Annotated in this window: 19 protein-coding genes; 9 read left to right on the top strand and 10 right to left on the bottom strand. The window is 67.1% G+C overall.

Annotation, left to right across the window (positions count from 1 at the left end):
• Window positions 1-6 precede the first annotated feature (6 nt).
• A complete protein-coding gene (locus tag BMW72_RS07455) occupies window positions 7-789 on the bottom strand; it encodes a sirohydrochlorin chelatase (protein WP_092108893.1) in 783 nt (260 codons plus the stop codon).
• The gene (nirD, locus tag BMW72_RS07460) at window positions 786-1,175 is read right to left on the bottom strand and encodes a nitrite reductase small subunit NirD (protein ID WP_370448760.1); all 390 of its coding nucleotides are present in this window, start codon (window positions 1,173-1,175) and stop codon (window positions 786-788) included. The genes BMW72_RS07455 and nirD overlap by 4 nt, the downstream gene beginning before the upstream one ends.
• Before the next feature lie 215 nt (window positions 1,176-1,390).
• Between nirD and nirB the strand changes: the two genes are divergently transcribed.
• The 3 genes from nirB to BMW72_RS07475 are packed head-to-tail and all read left to right on the top strand — an operon-like array spanning window position 1,391 to window position 6,169.
• The gene (gene nirB / locus BMW72_RS07465; RefSeq protein ID WP_092109135.1) at window positions 1,391-4,090 is read left to right on the top strand and encodes a nitrite reductase large subunit NirB; all 2,700 of its coding nucleotides are present in this window, start codon (window positions 1,391-1,393) and stop codon (window positions 4,088-4,090) included.
• Between the two features lie 4 nt (window positions 4,091-4,094).
• Complete coding sequence (cobA, locus tag BMW72_RS07470) at window positions 4,095-4,904, top strand: uroporphyrinogen-III C-methyltransferase (RefSeq protein WP_092108895.1); 810 nt, start codon at window positions 4,095-4,097, stop codon at window positions 4,902-4,904.
• A complete protein-coding gene (locus tag BMW72_RS07475) occupies window positions 4,904-6,169 on the top strand; it encodes a uroporphyrinogen-III synthase (protein ID WP_241984026.1) in 1,266 nt (421 codons plus the stop codon). Before cobA ends, BMW72_RS07475 begins: the two co-directional genes overlap by 1 nt.
• 76 nt (window positions 6,170-6,245) lie before the next feature.
• Here BMW72_RS07475 and rimM read toward each other — a convergent pair whose 3' ends face one another.
• Genes rimM through rpsP form a run of 3 tightly spaced genes read right to left on the bottom strand, consistent with a single transcriptional unit; the run spans window position 6,246 to window position 7,542 of the window.
• Window positions 6,246-6,893 (bottom strand): ribosome maturation factor RimM, encoded by a 648-nt coding sequence (gene rimM / locus BMW72_RS07480; protein ID WP_241984027.1) that lies wholly within the window; start codon window positions 6,891-6,893, stop codon window positions 6,246-6,248.
• 4 nt (window positions 6,894-6,897) lie between these two features.
• On the bottom strand, window positions 6,898-7,134 hold the full coding sequence (locus tag BMW72_RS07485; RefSeq protein ID WP_092108900.1) for an RNA-binding protein: 237 nt from the start codon (window positions 7,132-7,134) through the stop codon (window positions 6,898-6,900).
• A 3-nt stretch (window positions 7,135-7,137) separates the two neighbouring features.
• Window positions 7,138-7,542, bottom strand: a complete 405-nt coding sequence (gene rpsP / locus BMW72_RS07490; protein WP_092108903.1) for a 30S ribosomal protein S16 — start codon at window positions 7,540-7,542, stop codon at window positions 7,138-7,140.
• Window positions 7,543-7,744: 202 nt separating this feature from the next.
• Here rpsP and BMW72_RS07495 point away from each other — a divergent pair, with 202 nt between their 5' ends.
• Window positions 7,745-8,881, top strand: a complete 1,137-nt coding sequence (locus tag BMW72_RS07495) for a glutamate--cysteine ligase (protein WP_092108906.1) — start codon at window positions 7,745-7,747, stop codon at window positions 8,879-8,881.
• A gap of 37 nt (window positions 8,882-8,918) precedes the next feature.
• On the opposite strand, the gene BMW72_RS07500 is transcribed toward BMW72_RS07495, so the two are convergent.
• From BMW72_RS07500 to BMW72_RS07510, 3 genes are all read right to left on the bottom strand, one after another.
• Complete coding sequence (locus tag BMW72_RS07500; RefSeq protein ID WP_092108908.1) at window positions 8,919-9,707, bottom strand: LLM class F420-dependent oxidoreductase; 789 nt, start codon at window positions 9,705-9,707, stop codon at window positions 8,919-8,921.
• Window positions 9,708-9,883: 176 nt separating this feature from the next.
• The gene (gene ffh, locus BMW72_RS07505; RefSeq protein WP_092108911.1) at window positions 9,884-11,473 is read right to left on the bottom strand and encodes a signal recognition particle protein; all 1,590 of its coding nucleotides are present in this window, start codon (window positions 11,471-11,473) and stop codon (window positions 9,884-9,886) included.
• Between the two features lie 29 nt (window positions 11,474-11,502).
• Window positions 11,503-12,129: a TetR/AcrR family transcriptional regulator gene (locus BMW72_RS07510; RefSeq protein ID WP_092108913.1), complete on the bottom strand. Its 627-nt coding sequence runs from the start codon at window positions 12,127-12,129 to the stop codon at window positions 11,503-11,505.
• A gap of 70 nt (window positions 12,130-12,199) precedes the next feature.
• Between BMW72_RS07510 and BMW72_RS07515 the strand changes: the two genes are divergently transcribed.
• Entirely contained in the window at window positions 12,200-13,762 is a 1,563-nt protein-coding gene (locus tag BMW72_RS07515; protein ID WP_092108916.1) for an MFS transporter, read from the top strand.
• Between the two features lie 90 nt (window positions 13,763-13,852).
• Here the strand turns inward: BMW72_RS07515 and BMW72_RS07520 are convergent, their stop codons facing one another.
• Entirely contained in the window at window positions 13,853-14,356 is a 504-nt protein-coding gene (locus tag BMW72_RS07520; RefSeq protein ID WP_092108919.1) for a DUF2004 domain-containing protein, read from the bottom strand.
• A 22-nt stretch (window positions 14,357-14,378) separates the two neighbouring features.
• Window positions 14,379-15,254 carry a signal recognition particle-docking protein FtsY gene (gene ftsY, locus BMW72_RS07525; RefSeq protein ID WP_092108923.1) on the bottom strand — a complete coding sequence of 292 codons (876 nt, stop codon included), beginning with the start codon at window positions 15,252-15,254 and terminating at the stop codon, window positions 14,379-14,381.
• Between the two features lie 296 nt (window positions 15,255-15,550).
• Between ftsY and BMW72_RS07530 the strand changes: the two genes are divergently transcribed.
• Genes BMW72_RS07530 through BMW72_RS07545 form a run of 4 tightly spaced genes read left to right on the top strand, consistent with a single transcriptional unit; the run spans window position 15,551 to window position 20,023 of the window.
• Window positions 15,551-17,290: a nitrite/sulfite reductase gene (locus BMW72_RS07530; RefSeq protein WP_092109141.1), complete on the top strand. Its 1,740-nt coding sequence runs from the start codon at window positions 15,551-15,553 to the stop codon at window positions 17,288-17,290.
• On the top strand, window positions 17,287-18,057 hold the full coding sequence (locus BMW72_RS07535; RefSeq protein WP_092108926.1) for a phosphoadenylyl-sulfate reductase: 771 nt from the start codon (window positions 17,287-17,289) through the stop codon (window positions 18,055-18,057). The genes BMW72_RS07530 and BMW72_RS07535 overlap by 4 nt, the downstream gene beginning before the upstream one ends.
• A complete protein-coding gene (gene cysD, locus BMW72_RS07540) occupies window positions 18,054-18,962 on the top strand; it encodes a sulfate adenylyltransferase subunit CysD (RefSeq protein WP_174721736.1) in 909 nt (302 codons plus the stop codon). The genes BMW72_RS07535 and cysD overlap by 4 nt, the downstream gene beginning before the upstream one ends.
• On the top strand, window positions 18,962-20,023 hold the full coding sequence (locus tag BMW72_RS07545) for an ABC transporter substrate-binding protein (protein ID WP_092108931.1): 1,062 nt from the start codon (window positions 18,962-18,964) through the stop codon (window positions 20,021-20,023). The genes cysD and BMW72_RS07545 overlap by 1 nt, the downstream gene beginning before the upstream one ends.
• The last annotated feature ends 2 nt before the right edge of the window (window positions 20,024-20,025 follow it).

Here is a 20,025-nt window from a genome sequence, read left to right on the forward strand (position 1 = left end):
CAAATTCTAGAAGAGTTGGGCGTGCTCTTTCGCCTCGAGGTAGCGGTCGATGACCAGATCGACCAGCGCGGCGGGGGCTTCTTCCCCCGGCAGCAGTAGCGGGGCGGTGACCCGGTCGGCGCCTTCGCCCTGGGTGCGGGTGAGGTCGAAGAAGAATCCGGGTGCCATCAGATAGGTACTCACGGTGACGCTGGCGCCGCGCAATCGGGCCGCGGTGACGGCGCAGGCCAGGCGAGGCGACGCGGCGGAGAGAAACCCCACGGTGACGCGCACCCCGAGCCGCTGCTGCAGCATCGCGCCGACCCGGCGGCAGTCCTCGACGGCGCGCCCGTCGCTCGAGCCGGCCGCGGCGAGCACGATCTCCTGGCCCGGTACCAGCGGGTCGAGTCCGGCGGCGTGCAGGCGCTGTTCGAGCACGTCGATGAGCCGGTCATCGGGGCCGAGCGCCCGCGACAGGGCGGTCACGCGCTCGTGAGCGCTGGTCTCCCGTTGCAGGTCGACGTGCACGTGGTACCCGGCCGAGAGCAGCAGCGGCACGACGACCGCGGCGTTGTCGCAGCGCACCGCACTGAGGCTCGCCGCGACATCCGGCTGCTGCACATCAACGAAACCGCCGAGCACGGCGAGATCGGGGCGGGCGCGGGCGACGCCGTCGACGAGGCCCTTGATGGCGGCCTGCCCGTCGGCCGAGTTGGTGCCGTGCGAAATGGCCACGAGCGCGGCGGGTACGACTGTGGACCGACCATCAGGCGGTCGTTGCGCGGTCTGCCGTTCCCCGAGCAGGGTCATGCCGCCGCTAGCTCGCCCGGGTCAACAGCCACCTCGATGTACCCACCCACGATGCGGGTTTCGTAGGTGTTCAGCACGAGCGTCGGGTTGGTGAAGCATTCTCCGGTGCCGAGGTCGTAGACCTCTTTGTGCAACGGTGAGGCGATGGTGGGGCGGTCGCCCTTGGATCCGACGATGCCGCGAGCCATGACGTTGGCCTCGGTGTGCGGGTCGCGGTGGTCGACGGCGTAGATCTCGGTCGGCGAGAGCAGAAACAGGGCGATCTGTTTCATGCGAATGAGGGCTGCCTCGCCCCAGCTGGGTTCCAGATCGGTCACGGCGCAGGCGCGCTCCCAGACCAGGGTTGGGGTGTTGCTCGGACGGGTCTCGGCCAGTGTCATCGTCATGGTGCGCTCCCAGGGGGTGTTCGGTGTTGCGTTGGTCCCACGGTAGGCGAGCCATATTTCGGCTGGTCGCCCGCCATGTTTCCCCTTCGTGAAACCCGCCTCACAGTGGGGGTGGCCCGCTGTGGGGCTTTCGACCAGCACGGGACACACAAGCGACACGAGGGGGAAACTGCCCCGAACTACGCTCACAATTGCCCCGCTCTGAAAGGATGCTGATGCCAGCTTCTCGTGAAACCGCTTCCGCGTATTCTGCCCCAGCCACCGCAGCATCCGCTGTGGAAGCGACACACGCCGTCACATCGGCCAGCCCAGCGGATGCCGCCACTTCGGCTTCGGGAACACCGCGCCGCGTCATCGTGATCGGCGGCGGCCCCGCCGCGCACCGCCTCACCGACGCCCTGCACTCCCGGGACACCGAACACACCCTCTCGATCATTGTGCTGGCCGAGGAGAACCACCGGCCCTACGACCGGGTCGCGCTGAGCCAGCGCCTCGCCGGCCTGATCGACCTCACCCTCGAACCCACGGCGCCGTGGGACAGCGAGCGCATCGCGCTGCGCATCAACGAGCGGGCCACGAGCATCGATCGGGTCGCCCAGACCGTCACCACCGAGGCCGGAGTCGTGCTCGAGTATGACGAGCTCGTGCTCGCCACCGGGTCGAGCGCCCCGATACCGGAGCTGCCGGGTCGCGAGCACATCCGGGTCTACCGCACCGTCGACGACGTCGATGCCCTCGTCGACGAGCTCGCCTCCCTCACCGTCTCCCTCGGCCGCACCCCGAAGGTGGTCGTGGCCGGCGGCGGCCTGCTCGGCCTCGAAGCGGCCGGCGGACTGCACAAGCTCGGCGCCGAGTCGGCGATCGTGCACTCCGGCGGCTGGCTGATGTCGGCGCAGCTCGACGAGGGCGGCGGGCAGGCCCTCGGCCGCCTGATCGTGGCCCAGGGCATCGAATTGCACCTCGGCACCCGGGCCCGCACCATTCTCACCAACGATGACAACTCCGCGATGACCGGTCTGCAGCTCGGCAACGGCCGGGAGATCGGCGCCGACATGGTCGTTTACGCAATCGGCATCTCGCCGCGCGACGAACTGGCACGAGATGCCGGCCTCACCGTGGGCAGCCACGGCGGCGTCACGATCGGCAACGACTGTCGCACGAGCGACACGAATATCTGGGCGATCGGCGAGGTCGCCAGCTGGAATGATCGCTGCGTCGGCCTGGTCGCTCCGGCCAACGCCATGGCCGAAGTGGTCGCCGACCGACTGCTCGGCGGCACCGCCGAGTTCACCACCGTCGACGACGCCACCAAGCTCAAACTTTCGGGAGTGGACGTCGCGAGCTTTGGCGACGCCCTCGCGACCACGCCGGGCTCGCTCGAAATCGTCTACGCTGACCCGGCCCGCGGGCTGTACCAGAAACTCGTCATGACCGACGACGCCAAAACCCTGCTCGGCGGCATCTTCGTCGGCGACGCCACCCCCTACTCGGCCCTGCGCCCGATGGTGGGCCGCGAGCTCAGCAGCGAACCAGCCGCCTATCTCTCGGCGGCCGGCGCCGAGGCTCCGGCCGGCGATGAACTGCCCGACGACGCTCTGGTCTGCTCCTGCAACATGGTCTCGGTCGGCGAGGTGCGCAGCGCCGTACGCGGCGACGAGCACTCGGAAGCCTGTACCGAACTCGGCGCTCTCAAGGTCTGCACCCGCGCCGGAACCCAGTGCGGGTCGTGCGTGCCGCTGGTCAAGAAGATTCTCGAGGCCGAGCTGACGGCATCCGGTCAAACGGTCTCGCACGCCCTGTGTGAGCACTTCGAACTGAGCCGGCAGGAACTGTTCGAGTCGGTGCGGGTGCTCGGGCTCACGTCGAGCGACGAGATCTTCTCCCGCTTCGGCACCGGTCGCGGCTGCGACGTCTGTAAGCCGGCCGTCGGATCGATTCTGGCCAGCCAGAACACCGCCTACATTCTCGACGCCGGCCGCGGCACCCTGCAGGACACCAACGACCGCGCCATGGCCAACATGCAGAAGGACGGCACCTATTCGGTCGTGCCGCGCATTCCCGGCGGTGAGATCACACCGACCAAACTCGCCGTGATCGCAAAGGTCGCCCTCGACTTCGACCTCTACACCAAGATCACCGGCGGCCAGCGCATCGATCTGTTCGGCGCCCGCCTGGAGCAGCTGCCTGATATCTGGCGCATCCTCGTCGATGCCGGCTTCGAGTCGGGTCAGGCCTACGGCAAGGCGCTGCGCAACGTGAAATCCTGCGTCGGCTCGACCTGGTGCCGCTTCGGCGTGCAGGATGCCGTTGGTCTCGCCATTCGGCTCGAGCTGCGCTATCGCGGACTGCGCGCGCCGCACAAGTTCAAGTTCGGCGTCTCGGGCTGCGCACGGGAATGCGCCGAAGCCCGGGCCAAAGACGTGGGCATCATCGCGAGCGACAACGGCTGGAACATGTACGTCGGCGGCAACGGCGGGTTCCAGCCGGCGCACGGGCAGCTGCTGGCGACCGACCTCGACGAAGAAACCCTGATCAAATACATCGACCGCTACATGATGTATTACATTCGCACGGCCGATCGGATGCAGCGCACCGCCCGCTGGATGGAAGACCTGGAGGGCGCCCTCGATCACGTGCGCGACGTCGTCGTCAACGACTCGCTCGGCCTCGCCGCGGAGCTCGAACAAGCCATGCTCGCCCACGTTGACAACTATGAAGACGAGTGGGCCGCGACGCTCGCTGACCCGGAACGCCTGCGCCGGTTTCGCTCCTTCGTGAACGCGCCGACCGAACCAGACCCGAGCATCGCGCTCGTTACGGAGCGTGACCAAATCAGGCCGGCCACCCCGGCCGAACGGGCCTCGTCGAGTACTGTTCTACTAAGTGGAAACCGCATTCCCGTTCGAAAAGAGTAAGCAGATGACAGCCCAGAGTTCCCCTAGGCCTGGGTCAGTCGGCACCGGGTCGGTCATCCTGGTCGGTGGCGGCCCCGGCGCCGTCGAACTGCTGACCATGGCCGCCGTCACAGCGCTGGAACAAGCGGATGTCGTGCTGTTCGACCGCCTCGCCCCCAACGACGACCTCGCCTCCCTCGCGCCCCGGGCCATCCTGATCGACGTCGGCAAACGCGCCGGCAACCACCCGGTCTCGCAGACCGGGATCGAAGGACTCATGGTCGAGCATGCCCTCGCCGGCCAGCGCGTGGTGCGGCTCAAGGGCGGCGACCCCTACGTGTTCGGTCGCGGCAGCGAAGAAGTGCTCGCCTGCCACCGCAACGGCATCCCGGTCACCGTGATCTCGGGCGTCACGAGTGCAATCGCGGTGCCGGCCGCGGCCGGGATTCCACTGACCCACCGCGGCATCAGCCACGCCTTCACCGTGATCAGCGGGCACGCGCCACTCACCGACAACGAACTCGAAGGCCTCACCCTGCTCGGCAGCACCATCGTCGTGTTGATGGGCGTTGGCACGCTACCGACCTTCAGCCAGGGCCTGCTGCGCCACGGCATGTCCGCCGGCATGCCGGTGGCCATCATCGAGCGCGGGTTCAGCGCCACCCAGCGCACCACCGTGAGCACCCTGTCGACGGTCCTGGCGGATGCTGCAGCAGCCGGCGTGCGCAGCCCCGCCGTTCTGGTCGTCGGCGAGGTCGTGCGCCTCGCCTTCAGCGGCGACACCTCTGCCGAAGAGCTGGTGGCCAGAGCGGCCGCATTCGAGGAGACTGACTGATGGCCGGCGCCAACGACGAGGGCGGGATGGTCTCGGGAACGGGCGGTGTGTCGGGGGGCGAGGCTCTGGCATCCGCTTCACCCGACCTGCCCGCGCCGGATCTGCACGCGCACCATGTGCGCATGCCGGGAGCGACCGAACCGATCGAGGTCGCGGCGCCGTTTCTGCAGCCGAACCAGCTCGAAGGGTTTCGCATCGGGGTCACGAGCGATCGGCGTTCAAGCGACCTGATCGACGCCTTCGAGCGGCGCGGCGCCCGCGTGGTGCACGCGCCGACGCTGCGCATCGCGCACTCCCAGCAGGACGGCCCGCTACTCGAAGACACCCGCCTGATGATCGCGGCGCGGCCCGATGTTTTGCTCGCGACGACCGGCTACGGGGTGCGCCGCTGGTTCGAGGTGGCCGAGGCCGACGGCATCGGCTCCGCGCTGACCGACGCGTTGGCCGAGACAACCATTCTCGTGCGCGGGCCGAAAGCGCGCGGCGGCATTCGTGCGACCGGGCTGAACGATTCGGGAATGAGCGATTCCGAGACGACGGCCTCGCTCGTCGATAAGGTTCTGGCGGAGTACCCGCCGGGACTCGTGATCGGCATCCAGGTGCACGGCGCCACCGACGAGGTGCAGCTGGACCGGTTGCGGGCCGTGCACGAGCGTGTGCTCGTCGTCGCGCCCTACCGCTGGATCGCCATGGACGACACCGACGAGCGCGTTTACAAGCTGGTCGAGGCCATCTGCGCCCGCCAGCTGGACTGCGTCACGTTCACGAGCGCGCCGGCCGTGCACGCCCTGTTCACCGCGGCCGAGGGCATGGAAATGTACCCCGAGCTGATAGCGGCGCTGCGCTCCGAGGTGTGCGCGGCCGCCGTCGGCCCGGTAACCAGCGCACCGCTGATGGCGGCCGGGATAGCCCCAATTCAGCCGACTCGGTTTCGCATGGGCGCGCTCATTCGGCTGGTCTGCGAACACCTCGAGCAGAACATGATCGAGCGGGTCGAGACCCAGAACGGGCTCGTGCAGCTGCGCGGCTCCATCGTGCAGGTCGGCGAGGAGCGGGTGCAGCTGCCGCCGACGGCGCTCGCCATCATGCGGGCGCTCATGCGGGCCCGCGGCGCGGTCGTCTCCCGCGAGGACCTCACGCTCGCGCTGGCCGGCGACTCCGACGATCACGCCATGGAGGTTTCGCTCAGCCGGCTGCGGCAGACGCTCGGCGTGCCCGGGCTGGTCGCGACGGTGGTCAAGCGCGGCTACCGCCTGAACGTCTAGCTCTCGCGGCGCACAAATGCCGGGCGGTTCCGCTGTGAAACACAACGAGACAGCCCGGCACGGGACGGTCGAAGTCTTAGTCGGCCGTAAGAGCGGATGCCGCGGCATCCGTTGCAGAGGCCGCGTCGGCATCCGTTTCAGGAGCTTCAGCCGGGTCTTCGGGGAGCTCTTCGAGCAGCCCGGGCGGCGGCGTGATCGTGACCAGGCCGTTCTTCACGTCGACGCTCGGCACGATAGCCTTTACGAACGGGATCATGACGTCGCCGGTAGGCGTCTTCACGATCAGCAAATCTTGGGCGGGCATGTGCTCGAGGCGACCAATGGTGCCGATGCGCACGCCGTCACGCATGACGGCGAGGCCGACCAGCTGGTGGTCGTACCAGGCGTCTTCTTCATCCGACTGCTCGGCGACATCCGCGTCGATCCAGAGGATCGCCTTCGCGAGCGCTTCGGCCGCACTGCGGTCGACGACATCCTTGAAAAATCCGACCGCGTGCTGGTTGTACCAGCGCAGCTCGACGAGTTCGATCGTCTTGCCGTGCCAGGCCGAACCGGTCGGAACCTGCAGCGTGAACACGGCGCCCGGGACGAAACGTCGTCCCGGGTCATCCGTGAACAGTTCAAGCTTGATTGCTCCCTTGAGGCCGTGAGCCTTGGTCAGGCGCCCCACCCGTAACTGCTGGGTGCGGTCCTTCTCGCTGTCGTCCACCGTCGTGTCGTTCACTGAACTAGAAATCGGTGTCGACGACGTCGACGCGAACGCGTCGACCATCGGCCAGAGCTGCAACGAGGGTACGCAGGGCCTTGGCGGTGCGACCCGCACGACCAATGACCCGGCCGAGATCCTCGGGGTTCACACGAACCTCGAGCACCTCGCCTCTTGCAGAATTCTTTTCTGCAACGTGCACATCGTCCGGGTGATCAACGATCCCCTTGACGAGGTGTTCGAGCGCGGGAGCAAGCAACAGTTACGCCTCTTCGGTTGCTTCGGCAGCAACCTCTTCTACCTTGGCGACCGGCTTCTCGGCCTTGGGCTTGAGAACCGGCTTCTTCTTCTCGTCGGCGACGAAAGCAGCCTTCGGTTCCTTCACCTTGACGGTGCTCTTGGCGTTCTTGTCGCCCTTGAAGATGCCCCAGTCACCCGTGAGCTTGAGGAGTGCAGCAACCTGCTCGGTCGGCTGAGCGCCGACGCTGAGCCAGTACTGCGCACGCTCGGACTTGACCTCGATGACCGAGGGCTCCTCCGTGGGGTGGTAGATGCCGATTTCTTCGATGACACGACCGTCGCGCTTGGTGCGCGCGTCGGCAACGACGATGCGGTAGTACGGTGCACGGATCTTACCCATGCGCTTCAGACGGATTTTGACAGCCACAATTCTCCAGTGTTGATTCGGTGTTTGGCGAACCTTGGGCCGTGAGCGTGGGGGCACACTCGGCATAAGCTCTATAGGATCACGTTGCACCGAGATAGAGGGTCGGGCACAACGGATCGCGACTAATCATACTGTCAGAGATTACCTACATTGTGATAATCGGCCGTCTACGGCTTTCACCGGCCCACCCAAGGAGTACCCTGTGTCACTGGAATTCGCCCGATCCGCCCGCTCCACCGTGGGCATCGAGTGGGAGGTCGCCCTCGTCGACCGCGCGACCGGCGACCTGGTCAACATCGCCGACGAGGTGCTCGACGCCCTGCGCGGCCCCGACGGCTCCGCGCACCCCACGATCACCGGCGAGCTGCTGCTCAACACGGTCGAACTGGTCTCCGGTGTGCACGACACCGTCGGCCACGCCGTAGCGGATGTCGCCGGCCAGCTCGGCGAGGTGCGCCGCGCCCTGGCGGAACGCGAGGTCGACGTGATCTGCAGCGGCTCGCATCCGTTCGCGCAGTGGTTCGACCAGATCGTCACCGACAAGGCCCGCTACCACAAGCTCATCGACCGCACCCGGTGGTGGGGACGCAACATGATGATCTGGGGAATCCACGTGCACGTCGGCATCGAGGACAAAGCCAAGGTCATTCCGATCATGAACGGCCTGCTCACCTACGTGCCGCACCTGCAGGCGCTCAGCGCGTCGAGCCCGTTCTGGGCCGGCGTCGACACCGGCTATGCCAGCAACCGCTCACTGATGTTCCAGCAGTTGCCGACCGCCGGCCTGCCCTGGGATCTGCCCGACTGGGAAGCCTGGGAGCGCTACGTCGACGACCTGGCGGCGACCGGCATCATCGAGGACGTCACCGAGGTGCGCTGGGACATTCGCCCGTCACCGCGCTGGGGCACGATCGAGATTCGCGTCTGCGACGGCGTCTCGACCACCGTGGAGCTCGGCGCGATCGCCGCGTTCATCCAGTGCCTCGTCGAGTGGATGTCCACTCGCCTCGACGCGGGCGAAGACGTGCCGCGCATGCAGCCGTGGTTCGTGCGCGAAAACAAGTGGCGCGCGGCGCGCTACGGTCTGGGCGCAGAGATCATCCTCGATGCTGCCGGCGCCGAATGCCTGGTGACGGATGATGTGCGTCGCCTGATCGAGACCCTCTCCCCCACAGCCGAGCGGCTCGGCTGCCTGCCGGAGCTGCTCGGCCTCCACCGCATCATCGACGACGGCGCCAGCTACCAGCGGCAGCTGGCCATCGCCGCTTTGGCTGACGGGAGCCTGCCCGCGGTCGTCGCGGCGCTCAGCCACGAACTCGCGCAGGGGCTCGGGAGTTAGACGGGCTGGCTGCTGCGAGGCATCCGCTTTCGTTTGGTCAGGCGTTCTTGCTGTCTCGCCAGGCGAGCCAGTCGATGGCTTTGCCCAGGTCGTAGTCGGGGCCGGAGATGCCAACCGTGAACAGGCGGGTTCCGAGGTCGTAGAGTGCGTCGGCGTCGTGCACCGTGCGCCCGCGCAGTTCGGTGGAGATCTCGATCTCGCTCAGGTCGCGGCCGACCTCGTCGCACCAGGCACTGAGCACGCCGAGCTTATGCTCAAGCACTTCGGGGTTGGAGAAGGAGTGCCAGATGTCGGCGTGCTGGGCGACGATGCGCAGGGTCTTCTTTTCGCCGCCACCGCCGATGAGTACGGGGATCTCGCGGGTGGGCGGCGGGTTGATCTTTACCCAGCGCGCTGCGATGCGGTTGAGGCTGTCGTCGAGGGCGTTCAGCCGGGTGCCCGGCGTGCCGAATTCGTAGCCGTATTCCTGGTAGTCGCGTTCGAACCAGCCGGCGCCGGTGCCGAAGATGAAGCGTCCGCCGCTGATGTGGTCGATCGTGCGGGCCATGTCGGCCTGCAGGTCGGCGTTGCGGTAGCTGTTGCAGTTGACCAGGGCGCCGAATTCGATTGTTGTGGTCTGCTCGGCCCAGGCGGCGAGGATGGTCCAGGATTCAAAGTGCAGTCCGTCGGGCTCACCGCTGAGCGGAAAAAAGTGGTCCCAGTTGAAGGCCACGTCAAAGCCGCGCGACTCGACCTCGGTGAGGGTATCGCGAATCTTCGTGTACTCAGCGTGCTGCGGCGCGATCTGCACGCCGATGCGCACGTTCTGATTCCTCGTTGAAGTCATGTGTCCAGCCTAGAGCCGCGCCCGGGCTGAGCCGCGACCGGGAACTGGCCGTATTCAGATCGTGGGTTCGCAGCACGCGCGCCGGGCCCACCTTATGAACACGGGCCCAGTTTATAAACTGGGCCCAGGGACGGGGCCCGGGCCCCGTCCAGAGATGGCCCGGCACGGGGGGCGAACTACCGGCCGAGCATTTTCTGCAGCGCCGCCATTTCCTCTTCGGTGGGACCGCCGGCCTTGCCCTTGCCGGGCTGGGCGCCGGAGCCGAGGCCGAAACCCGAGCCGGCGGCATCCGCTGACGCGGTTTCGCCAGCGGGCTTGACGCCCGCGGCCAGAGCGGCGTTCTCGGCGGCGCGCTTGGCCGGGTTGCCCGACTTGGAGCCCTTCTTCTTCTGCTGAACCTTGGGCTTGCCGCCGTAACCGGCGCCGGGGATCGGACCCATGCCGGGAATGTTGGGCATTCCGCCCTTGGCGACGGTCTTCATCATCTTGGCGGCCTGCTCGAAGCGCTGCACGAGCTGGTTGACCTCGGTGACGCTCGACCCTGAGCCCTTGGCGATGCGCAGGCGGCGAGATCCGTTGAGCAGCTTCGGAGTGGTGCGTTCCAGCTTGGTCATCGACTGGATGATGGCCTCCGTGCGCACGATCTCGCGCTCGTCGAAGTTCTCGAGCTGCGCCTTCATGGCGCCGGCGCCGGGCAGCATGCTCATCATTTTCTTGATGGAGCCCATGTTGCGCAGCTGCTGCATCTGGCCGAGAAAGTCGTCGAGGGTGAACGTATCGGTCGCGAACTTTTCGGCGACCTTGCGGGCTTCGTCCTCGTCGAATGCGCCCTGCGCCTGCTCGATCAGGGTGAGGATGTCACCGAGGTCGAGGATGCGGCCGGCCATGCGGTCGGGGTGGAACGGTTCGAAGTCGTCGAGGCCTTCACCGGTGGAGGCGAACATGATCGGGCGGCCGGTGAGCGAGGCCACCGAGAGGGCCGCGCCACCGCGGGCATCGCCGTCGAGCTTGGTGAGCACGACGCCGGTGAAGTCGACGCCGTCCTGAAAGGCCTTGGCCGTGGCGACGGCGTCCTGGCCGATCATGGCGTCGATGACGAAGAGCACCTCGTCCGGATCGATCGCCTTGCGAATGTTCGCGGCCTGCTTCATGAGTTCCGCGTCGACGCCGAGGCGGCCGGCGGTGTCGACGATGACGACGTCGTGCACTTTCTGCAGGGCGTACTTCACGCCGTCGCGGGCCACCTTGACCGGGTCGCCGACGCCGTTGCCGGGCTCGGGCGCGTAGACGGCGACGCCGGCCTGCCTGGCGACGACCTCAAGCTGGGTGACCGCGTTCGGTCGCTGCAGGTCGGCTGCGACGAGCAGCGGGGTGTGACCGTCCTTGGCGAGCCACTTGGCGAGCTTACCGGCGAGGGTGGTCTTACCGGCACCCTGCAGGCCCGCGAGCATGATGATGGTCGGCGGCTTTTTGGCGAATTCCAGCCGACGCTGTTGGCCACCGAGGATGGTGATGAGCTCGTCGTTGACGATCTGCACGACCTGCTGGGCCGGGTTCAGGGCCTTACTGACCTCGTCGCCGAGGGCGCGCTCGCGCACCTTGCCGGTGAAGTCCTTGACGACCTCGAGGGCCACGTCGGCGTCGAGCAGCGCGCGGCGGATCTCACGAACGGTGCCGTCGACATCCGCTGCGCTGAGCTTGCCCTTGGTGCGGAGGTTTTTGAACGTCTCGGCAAGACGATCTGAGAGGTTTCCAAAAGTAGCCATGATGCGTTTAGTTTAACCGGTGGCCGCAGCTAGTTCGAAACGGATGCCGCGGCGCGCGTTGCATCCACTGCGAGCGCTGCCGGCGCGACCAGGCGCTCGACCGCGCGGATGACGTTGGCTCGCCTCACCGGGATCGCCGCCGGGTCGGGCGTACCGCCGTAGGCGAGCACCGCTCCGGGCTCATGCATCCACGCGGTGGCGACGCCGAAGATAAGGGTCATGAGCTGCGCTGGATCCCACGCGGCGTCGACTCGACCGGCCGCCTGCGCCAAACGGATGCGCCGCACCTGTTCGTCCCGATAGCCGAGCATGACCTCGAGGGCCGGCAGCCAGGTGCCGTCGGTCTCCAGGCGCGCCCAGTCGATCATGCGCAGGTGGTCGCCGTGCTGCACCGCGTGGTCGAACAGGGCTCCGGCGAAGGCCGGCATGTCGTGGTCAGTGAGCACGGCGTCGCTCGCGAACTCGCGCAGGTTCAGCTCCAGCACCTCGAGGAAGAGCTGCTCCTTGTCGGAGTAGTACGCGTAGAGGCGTTCCTTGCTCGCGGACGCACTTTTAGCGATGCGGTCGATGCGAGCCCCGGCGAGACCGTAGGCCGCGAACTCCGTGCGCGCCGCGTTGAGAATACGAGTCTGGGGGTCTGCTCCGTCGCGTGCCATATCTCGACTATAGCCAACAATTCATCTAAAACGAACTAGTTCGTTCGGTTTGCACGATAAGGTGGCGGACATGTCGACTCCACCACCCACCACCGTTTCGCCCCAAACCGTTTCGCCCGAATCGGCCAACACGATTGGTCCCACGACCGCGCCGCCCGCGTCGGCGGGGGCGACATCCGCTTCGCTGAAACAGAGCGAACCCAACCCGCGCCGCTGGTGGCTGCTCACCATTGTGGCCCTCGCCCAGCTCACCGTCGTGCTCGACGGCACCATTGTGAACATCGCGCTCCCCCAGGCGCAGGAAGCGCTCGGTATGAGCGACGGCGACCGCACCTGGGTCGTCACCCTGTACTCACTCGTGTTCGGGGCGCTGCTGCTGCTCGGCGGGCGCATCGCGGATTTCTGGGGGCGTAAGCGCTCCTTCATTGTGGGGATGGCCGGGTTCGCCATTGCGTCCGCCCTCGGTGGTGCGGCGCAGAGCACCTGGGAGCTACTCGCCGCCCGCGGGCTGCAGGGCCTGTTCGCCGCGCTGCTCGCGCCTGCCTCGCTCGCCCTGCTCACGGTCAACTTTCCCGGCGGCAAGGACCGCATCAAGGCCTTCGCCGTCTATGGCGCGATCGCCGGCGGCGGCGCGGCGGTCGGTCTCATTCTCGGCGGGGTGCTCACGGAGTATGCGAGCTGGCGCTGGTGCCTCTACGTGAACGTCCCGATCGCGATCCTGGCGATTGCGGCCGCTGTTCCGGTGATTCGGGAGAGCAAGGCGCACGGCAATACCCGGTATGACGTACCGGGGGCTATTCTTGTGGCGCTCGGACTGGGATCCCTGGTGTTCGGCTTCGCACAAGCAGAGAACGGCTGGGGAACGTGGCCCGTGCTGGTCTGCCTCCCCCTCGGACTGGTGCTGCTGCTGCTGTTCGTGTTGGTGGAAAGCCGGTCGAATCATCCGCTGCTGCCGCTGCGCATCATGGCGAACAAGGTGCGCGGCGGGGCCTTTCTCACCGCGCTGCTTTCGGGCGCCGCGCTGCTCGGCGGGCTGCTGTTTCTCACGCTGTACTTTCAGATCGTGCTGGGCTACACGCCGATTCAGTCCGGTCTGGCTTCACTCCCGATGACCGTGACGATCATGATCGGTGCCGGCCTGCTGTCGAAGTTTCTGGCCAGCACCGGCGTGCGCATTCCGATGACTGTCGGGCCGATCGTCGGCGCGGCCGGGCTGCTCTGGCTGACGCAGATCACGGTGGGCGGCAACTACGCGCTCGAGGTGCTGCCGGGGCTCATTCTGCTCGGCGCCGGCCTCGCGATGATCTTCGTTCCGCTGCAGAACGTGGCCCTGTCGGGGATCGCCGAGCACGACGCCGGCGCCGCGAGCGCCGCGGTGACGGCCATGCAGCAGATCGGTGGATCGCTCGGGGCGGCCCTGTTCACCGCGCTATACACCGCTGCCGTGAGTTCGTACCTGGTTGGTAAGGTGCCGTCGCAGGCGGTGCAGCTCGGTGCCCTCGTGAGCGGGTACCAGTCCGCCTTCCTGTGGGCGGCCGTCATTATCTTCGCGGCGGCGCCGATCGCGTTCTTCCTGGTGCGCCCGCGCCGGGAGGATCTGCTCGGCGCGGGGACCGCAGTGCACCTGGGGTAGGTCGAGTGTGGCCTCCGGGCCCACCTAATGGCCAGAGGCCCAGTTTATAAACTGGGCCCCTGGACGGGGCCCGGGCCCCGTCCAAGAAAATTAGCTGTCCAGGGCCACCTGCACGGTGTCGCCGTGCACGTCGATCGTCACGACCAGCAGGCCGTCGGTGTCGTCGGGGCTGATGGCATACTCGAGCACGGCGAAGTGCGCCTCGCTGCCGTTGTGGTGCGGGTGAAAGCCAATGCGCTGCAGGCGCAGGGAGCGCAGAAAGTCGATCTGCTGGTCGCCGGAATCCCAGATGATGGCGTTTTCAATCGCCTCCTGGTCCATCTCCTCGAGCTGCTCACTGATGTACTGGCTCGTCACCGAGACCTCGGCCGACAGATCGGCCACGAGGGACTCCCGCACCTGAGAGTCCAGGTCTTCCATCGAACTGATCATGGCCGCGGCAATGTCGAGCGCTTCGGCGGTGACCGAATCTTCATCGGGTGAGCTGAGGTCGATCTCTACGCTCTGGTCGCCGAGCTCGGCGGAATCCGACCAGTAGACCTCACCCTCGTCTTCGTCGCCGAGAATTCCGAAGAAATCGTGTTCGATGCTCATAGTGCTCCTCTAAAATTCTTCATCAGCCGACCAGTTTCTGTGCAAACACGTGCGGGGTGAATCCGGTGAGATCGTTGATGCCCTCACCCTGCCCGACCAGTTTGATGGGAATACCGGTCTTCTCCTGCACGGCCAGCACGAAGCCGCCGCGCGCCGAACCGTCGAGCTTGGTCAGTACCAGGCCGGTCACCCCGGCGTGCTCGATGAAGGCCTCGGCCTGGGCGAGCCCGTTCTGGCCGGTCGTGGCGTCGAGCACGAGCAGCACCTCGGCGATCGGACCCTGCTTCTCGACCACCCGGCGAATCTTGGTGAGCTCGTCCATCAAGCCGCCCTTGGTCTGCAGCCGCCCGGCGGTATCGATGAGCACGATCTCAATGCCCTCGTTCCTGGCCTTCTCGACCGTTTGAAAGGCGACGGATGCCGGATCCTGGCCGGTCATCTGCGGTTTCACGATTTGCGCGCCGGCGCGTTCCGCCCAGGTCGACAGTTGTTCGACCGCACCGGCCCGGAACGTGTCGGCCGCGCCGATCACGACGCTGCGGCCGTACGTGTGCAGAAACTTGGCGAATTTTCCAATCGTCGTGGTCTTGCCGACCCCGTTGACCCCGACGACGAGCACGACTGCAGGGCGCTCAGACAGTGTGAGAGTGGAGTCAAGGGCCGAGAGGCGCTCTTCGATGCTTTCGCGCAGCATCCGTTGTAAATCGGTCGGGTCGGTCGTGTTGTACCGGGCGACCTTGGCGCGCAGGTCGGCGATGACCGCGTCGGTGACGGTGGGGCCGAAGTCGGCCTGCAGCAGGGCGTCCTCCAGGTCGTCCCAGGTGTCGGCGTCGATGGTCTTCTTCGCGAACATTCCGCGCAGTGCGCCGGAGAGGGACCAGGGGGTGCGTTCAGCCATGTCCCTAGCCTACGGGGGTGCCGACGGCTTCGCCGCGGTGAGGCGCGCGAGCGCGGGATGCTGCGGCGCAGCGCCAGAGAAGCGGATGCTCCCAGCCACGCCCGTCTGTCGCTGACCGCACAGCATTCACAACCCCCGCAAACTATGTGACGCCGCGTGACAGTGTGTGACAGCACATGACCGCGCCCGACTCCCCCGTTCGTGTGGCGCAGTAGCGTGAAGTCGTTGCTTCGGTTCGAAACCACCGGGCAGTGCCGCAAACCGAGGGAGCCGACGTGCCGAACGAAACCGAAACGGTGCAGACCGATGCGACGGAGCTCGCCACCACGCCGGCAGCGTCCAAGCTGCCCGCCGCCCGCCCGCCGCGGCCGTCGACCCGCCCGAACGGCCAGTGGAAGATCGACGGCACCGAACCGCTCAACGGTAATGAGGAGTGGAAGCGGGTCGACAACGGCCTCGCCGTGCGCGGCCGCATTGAACAGATCTACTCCAAGCAGGGTTTCGACTCGATCGACGGCACCGACCTGCACGGTCGCTTTCGCTGGTGGGGCCTCTATACGCAGCGCAAGCCCGGCATCGACGGCGGCAAGACCGCCACGCTCGAACCCGAAGAGCTCGAAGACCGCTACTTCATGCTGCGCGTGCGCATCGACGGCGGCCAGCTCAGCACCGAACAGACCAGGGTGATCGGCGCGGTGTCCCGCGACTTCGGCCGCGACACCGCCGACATCACCGACCGTCAGAACATCCAGCTTCACTGGATTCAGATCGAGGACATGCCCGAAATCTGGCGCCGCCTCGAGGCCGTCGGGCTTGAAACCACCCAGGCCTGCGGCGATGTGCCGCGCGTGTTCCTCGGCTCCCCCGTGGCCGGCATCGCCGCCGACGAACTCATCGACCCCACCGAGTCCATCAACGAACTCGCCCGCAAATTTCTCGGCACCGACGAATTCGCCAACCTGCCCCGCAAGTTCAAAACCGCCATCACCGGCCACCCCAGCCAGGACGTCGTGCACGAGATCAACGACATCGGCCTCGTCGCGCTCGACCACCCCGAGCTGGGCATCGGCTACGACCTCTGGGTCGGCGGAGCGCTCAGCACTACCCCACGGCTGGCCGAACGCCTCGGCGCGTTCGTCGCCGAAGACCGAGTGTCTGAAGTCTGGCGCGGCGTCGCCTCCATCTTTCGAGATTACGGCTACCGCCGACTGCGCGGCAAGGCACGCCTGAAGTTTCTGCTCGCCGAGTGGGGACCGGAGAAGTTCCGTCGTATTCTCGAAGACGAATATCTCGGCTACACCCTGCCCGACGGCCCCGCCGCTCCCCGCCCGAAGACGCAGGGCGACCACGTGGGCGTGCACAAGCAGAAGGACGGCCGTTTCTACATCGGCGTCGCCCCCTTTGTCGGCCGCGTCTCGGGACAGACCCTGATCAGGCTCGCCGACCTGCTCGAAGCCCACGGCTCGACCCGCCTGCGCACGACCCCACACCAGAAGATCGTGGTGCTTGACGTGGCCGAAGAGCACGTGGAACCGCTCATCACGGCCCTCGACGAGATCGGACTCTCGGCCCGCCCGAGCCTGTTCCGCCGGTCGACCGTGGCCTGCACCGGTATCGAATTCTGCAAGCTCGCCATCGTTGAGACCAAGCAGTCCGCAACGGATGCCATCCTCGAGCTCGAGAAGCGCCTCGCCGATATCGCCGCCCCGCACCCCATCACCCTGCACGTGAACGGATGCCCCAACTCCTGCGCCCGCATCCAGACCGCGGACATCGGGCTCAAGGGCCAGCTTTTGCCGGACGGCAACGGCGGCTCCACCCCCGGCTTCCAGGTGCACCTCGGCGGCGGCCTCGCCTCCGTCGACCGGGACGAGGCCGGCCTCGGCCGTACCGTGCGCGGCCTCAAGGTGACCGCCGACGACCTCGCCGACTACGTCGAACGCCTCGTACGCCGCTTCCTGGCCGCCCGCAGCGCCGACACCGACGAAACCTTTGCCCAGTGGGCGCACCGCGCCGACGAGGAGGACCTCAAATGAGCGCCATCAACCTGAACGCGGCATCCGCTGCCCGCGCCCTGCCGCCGCGTCGACCGGCCGCCGAACTGCAGGCCCTCGCCGAAGCCGGTTCGGCCGAACTCGCCTCGGCCGCCGCAGCGAACGGCCGTGAGGCCACCGCCGCCGAGGTCGTCGCCTGGGTCGCCCGCAATTTCAGCGCCGACACAGTGGCGGTCGCCTGCTCCATGGCCGACGCGGTGCTGCCCGAGATCGTGTCACAACAGCTGCCCGGCGTCGACGTGCTCTTCCTCGACACCGGCTACCACTTCACCGAGACCTATGAGACCCGCGACGCGGTCGCCGCCGCCCTGCCGGTCACCGTCGTTGATGTGCTGCCACTCGCCACCGTGTCGGAGCAAGACGCCCTACACGGCGCCGAACTGTTCGCCCGCGACCCGAACGCTTGCTGCGCGATGCGTAAGGTCGAACCGTTGCAGCGGTCGCTGGGCGGCTACGAACTGTGGTTCACCGGGGTACGCCGTGACGAAGCGCCCACCCGCGCCAACACACCGCTGGTCACCTGGGACGACCGCAACGGCCTGGTCAAGGTGAACCCGGTCGCCGCCTGGAGCTACGACGAACTGATGGACTACGCCGTCAAGCATCACGTTCCGGTGAACGTGCTGCTCTCCCAGGGCTACCCCTCCATCGGCTGTGCCCCGTGCACGCAGCCCGTCGCGGCGGGCGCTGACCCCCGTTCCGGCCGCTGGGCCACCCTCGAGAAGACAGAATGCGGGCTCCACCTATGACCATCGCAACCCACCGCCTCTCCGAACTCGACGTGCTCGAGAGCGAAGCGATCCACGTCATTCGCGAGGTCGTCGCCGAATTCGAACGCCCCGTGCTGCTGTTCAGCGGCGGCAAGGATTCGGTCGTGGTGCTGCACCTCGCCGCGAAGGCGTTCTGGCCGGGCACGATCCCGTTCTCGTTGCTGCACGTGGACACCGGCCACAACTTTCCCGAGGTGCTCGAGTTTCGCGACAGAACCGTCGCCGCTCACGGCGTGCGGCTCGTCGTCGCTCAGGTGCAGGACTACATCGATGACGGTCGCCTGGCCGAACGGGCCGACGGCACCCGCAACCCGCTGCAGACCATGCCGCTGCTCGACGCGATCGCGGCCGGCCGGCACGACGCCGTCTTCGGCGGCGCCCGCCGCGACGAAGACAAGGCCCGTGCTAAGGAGCGCATCCTCTCGCTGCGCGACGAATTCGGCCAGTGGGACCCGCGGAACCAGCGCCCCGAGCTGTGGAACCTCTACAACGGCCGCCACACCGTTGGCCAGCACGTGCGTGCCTTCCCGATCAGTAACTGGACCGAACTCAACGTCTGGCGCTACATCGAACGCGAGAACATCGAACTGCCCCCGCTGTACTACGCCCACGAGCGCGAGGTCTACCGCCGCGACAACATGTGGCGCGCCATCAGCCCGGTCAGCCCGCCTCGCGACGACGAAACGGTCGAAACCCGCACGGTGCGGTACCGCACGGTGGGCGACATGAGCTGCACCGGCGCGGTCGACTCGCACGCGGCATCCGTCGCCGACGTCGTGCGCGAGGTCGGCGTTTCCACCATCACCGAACGAGGCGCAACCCGCGCCGACGACCGCATCTCCGAAGCCGCCATGGAAGACCGCAAGAAGGAAGGATATTTCTAATGAGAAATTCGCTACGTTTGGGCGCTCTCATGCTGGGAACGGTCCTTCTTCTGAGCGGATGCGCTGCCACGGCCAGCACCGAGCCCGCCACCGACCAGGGTGCAGCCGACGAACTGCGTCTGGGCTACTTCGACAACGTCACCCACGCGGCCGCACTGGTCGGGCTGGAGAACGGCTTCATCGAGGAGGCCCTCGGCGACACGACGCTGAGCACCCAGATCTTCAATGCCGGCCCGGCCGCCATTGAAGCCCTCAGCGCCGGCGCCATCGACGCCGCCTATATCGGCCCGAGCCCTGCCGTGAACACGTTCATCCAGAGCGGCGGCCAGTCGGCCGTCATCGTGGCGGGAGCGGCGAGCGGCGGCGCGGCGCTCGTCGTGCGCGACGGTATCGACAGCCCGGCCGACCTGGCCGGCACCATCCTCGCCACGCCGCAGCTCGGCAACACCCAGGATGTCGCCCTGCGCGCCTGGCTCGGCGATGAAGGCTACACGACCAGCACCACCGGCGGCGGCGACGTGAATGTGTCCCCGACCGAGAACGCGCAGACCCTGACCTTGTTCCAGAGCGGCCAGATCGACGGCGCCTGGCTGCCGGAGCCGTGGGTGTCCCGGCTGGTGCTCGAAGCCGGCGCACACGTTCTCGTGAACGAAGCCTCCCGGTGGAAGAACGGCGATTTTCCCACCACCGTGCTGCTCGTGCGCAAGGCCTTTCTCGAGGAGCACCCCGACACCGTTCAGGCGCTGCTGGAGGGCCATGTCACGGCCGTCGACTGGCTCACCGCGAACCCGGCCGACGCCGCCACGGTCATCAACGCGAAGCTCACGGCCGATACCGGCAAGGCTCTCGCCGACGATGTGCTGGCCCGCGCCCTGACCGAAGTGACGTTCAACGTCGACCCGCTGGCGTCGACCTTTCCGGTCTCGCTCGCCGAGGCGGTCAAGGCCGGCATCGGTAAGGACGGCGACTTGAACGGCCTGTTCAACGTGGCACTGCTCAACGCGGTACTGGCCAAGCACGCAGAAGAACCGGTCTCGGCCGGCGGATTGGGAACGGAATAGCA

This window comes from Cryobacterium luteum, from assembly GCF_900110125.1.
Classification (GTDB): domain Bacteria; phylum Actinomycetota; class Actinomycetes; order Actinomycetales; family Microbacteriaceae; genus Cryobacterium; species Cryobacterium luteum.

Bases quoted from the DNA above. Each gene is read 5' to 3' on its own strand.
- BMW72_RS07520 (WP_092108919.1), bottom strand. From the start codon at position 14,356: ATGAGCATCGAACACGATTTCTTCGGAATTCTCGGCGACGAAGACGAG.
- BMW72_RS07545 (WP_092108931.1), top strand. From the start codon at position 18,962: ATGAGAAATTCGCTACGTTTGGGCGCTCTCATGCTGGGAACGGTCCTT.
- BMW72_RS07455 (WP_092108893.1), bottom strand. From the start codon at position 789: ATGACCCTGCTCGGGGAACGGCAGACCGCGCAACGACCGCCTGATGGT.
- ffh (WP_092108911.1), bottom strand. From the start codon at position 11,473: ATGGCTACTTTTGGAAACCTCTCAGATCGTCTTGCCGAGACGTTCAAA.
- BMW72_RS07500 (WP_092108908.1), bottom strand. From the start codon at position 9,707: ATGACTTCAACGAGGAATCAGAACGTGCGCATCGGCGTGCAGATCGCG.
- nirD (WP_370448760.1), bottom strand. From the start codon at position 1,175: ATGACGATGACACTGGCCGAGACCCGTCCGAGCAACACCCCAACCCTG.
- cobA (WP_092108895.1), top strand. From the start codon at position 4,095: ATGACAGCCCAGAGTTCCCCTAGGCCTGGGTCAGTCGGCACCGGGTCG.
- BMW72_RS07515 (WP_092108916.1), top strand. From the start codon at position 12,200: ATGTCGACTCCACCACCCACCACCGTTTCGCCCCAAACCGTTTCGCCC.
- BMW72_RS07510 (WP_092108913.1), bottom strand. From the start codon at position 12,129: ATGGCACGCGACGGAGCAGACCCCCAGACTCGTATTCTCAACGCGGCG.
- nirB (WP_092109135.1), top strand. From the start codon at position 1,391: ATGCCAGCTTCTCGTGAAACCGCTTCCGCGTATTCTGCCCCAGCCACC.
- BMW72_RS07475 (WP_241984026.1), top strand. From the start codon at position 4,904: ATGGCCGGCGCCAACGACGAGGGCGGGATGGTCTCGGGAACGGGCGGT.
- BMW72_RS07535 (WP_092108926.1), top strand. From the start codon at position 17,287: ATGAGCGCCATCAACCTGAACGCGGCATCCGCTGCCCGCGCCCTGCCG.
- cysD (WP_174721736.1), top strand. From the start codon at position 18,054: ATGACCATCGCAACCCACCGCCTCTCCGAACTCGACGTGCTCGAGAGC.
- ftsY (WP_092108923.1), bottom strand. From the start codon at position 15,254: ATGGCTGAACGCACCCCCTGGTCCCTCTCCGGCGCACTGCGCGGAATG.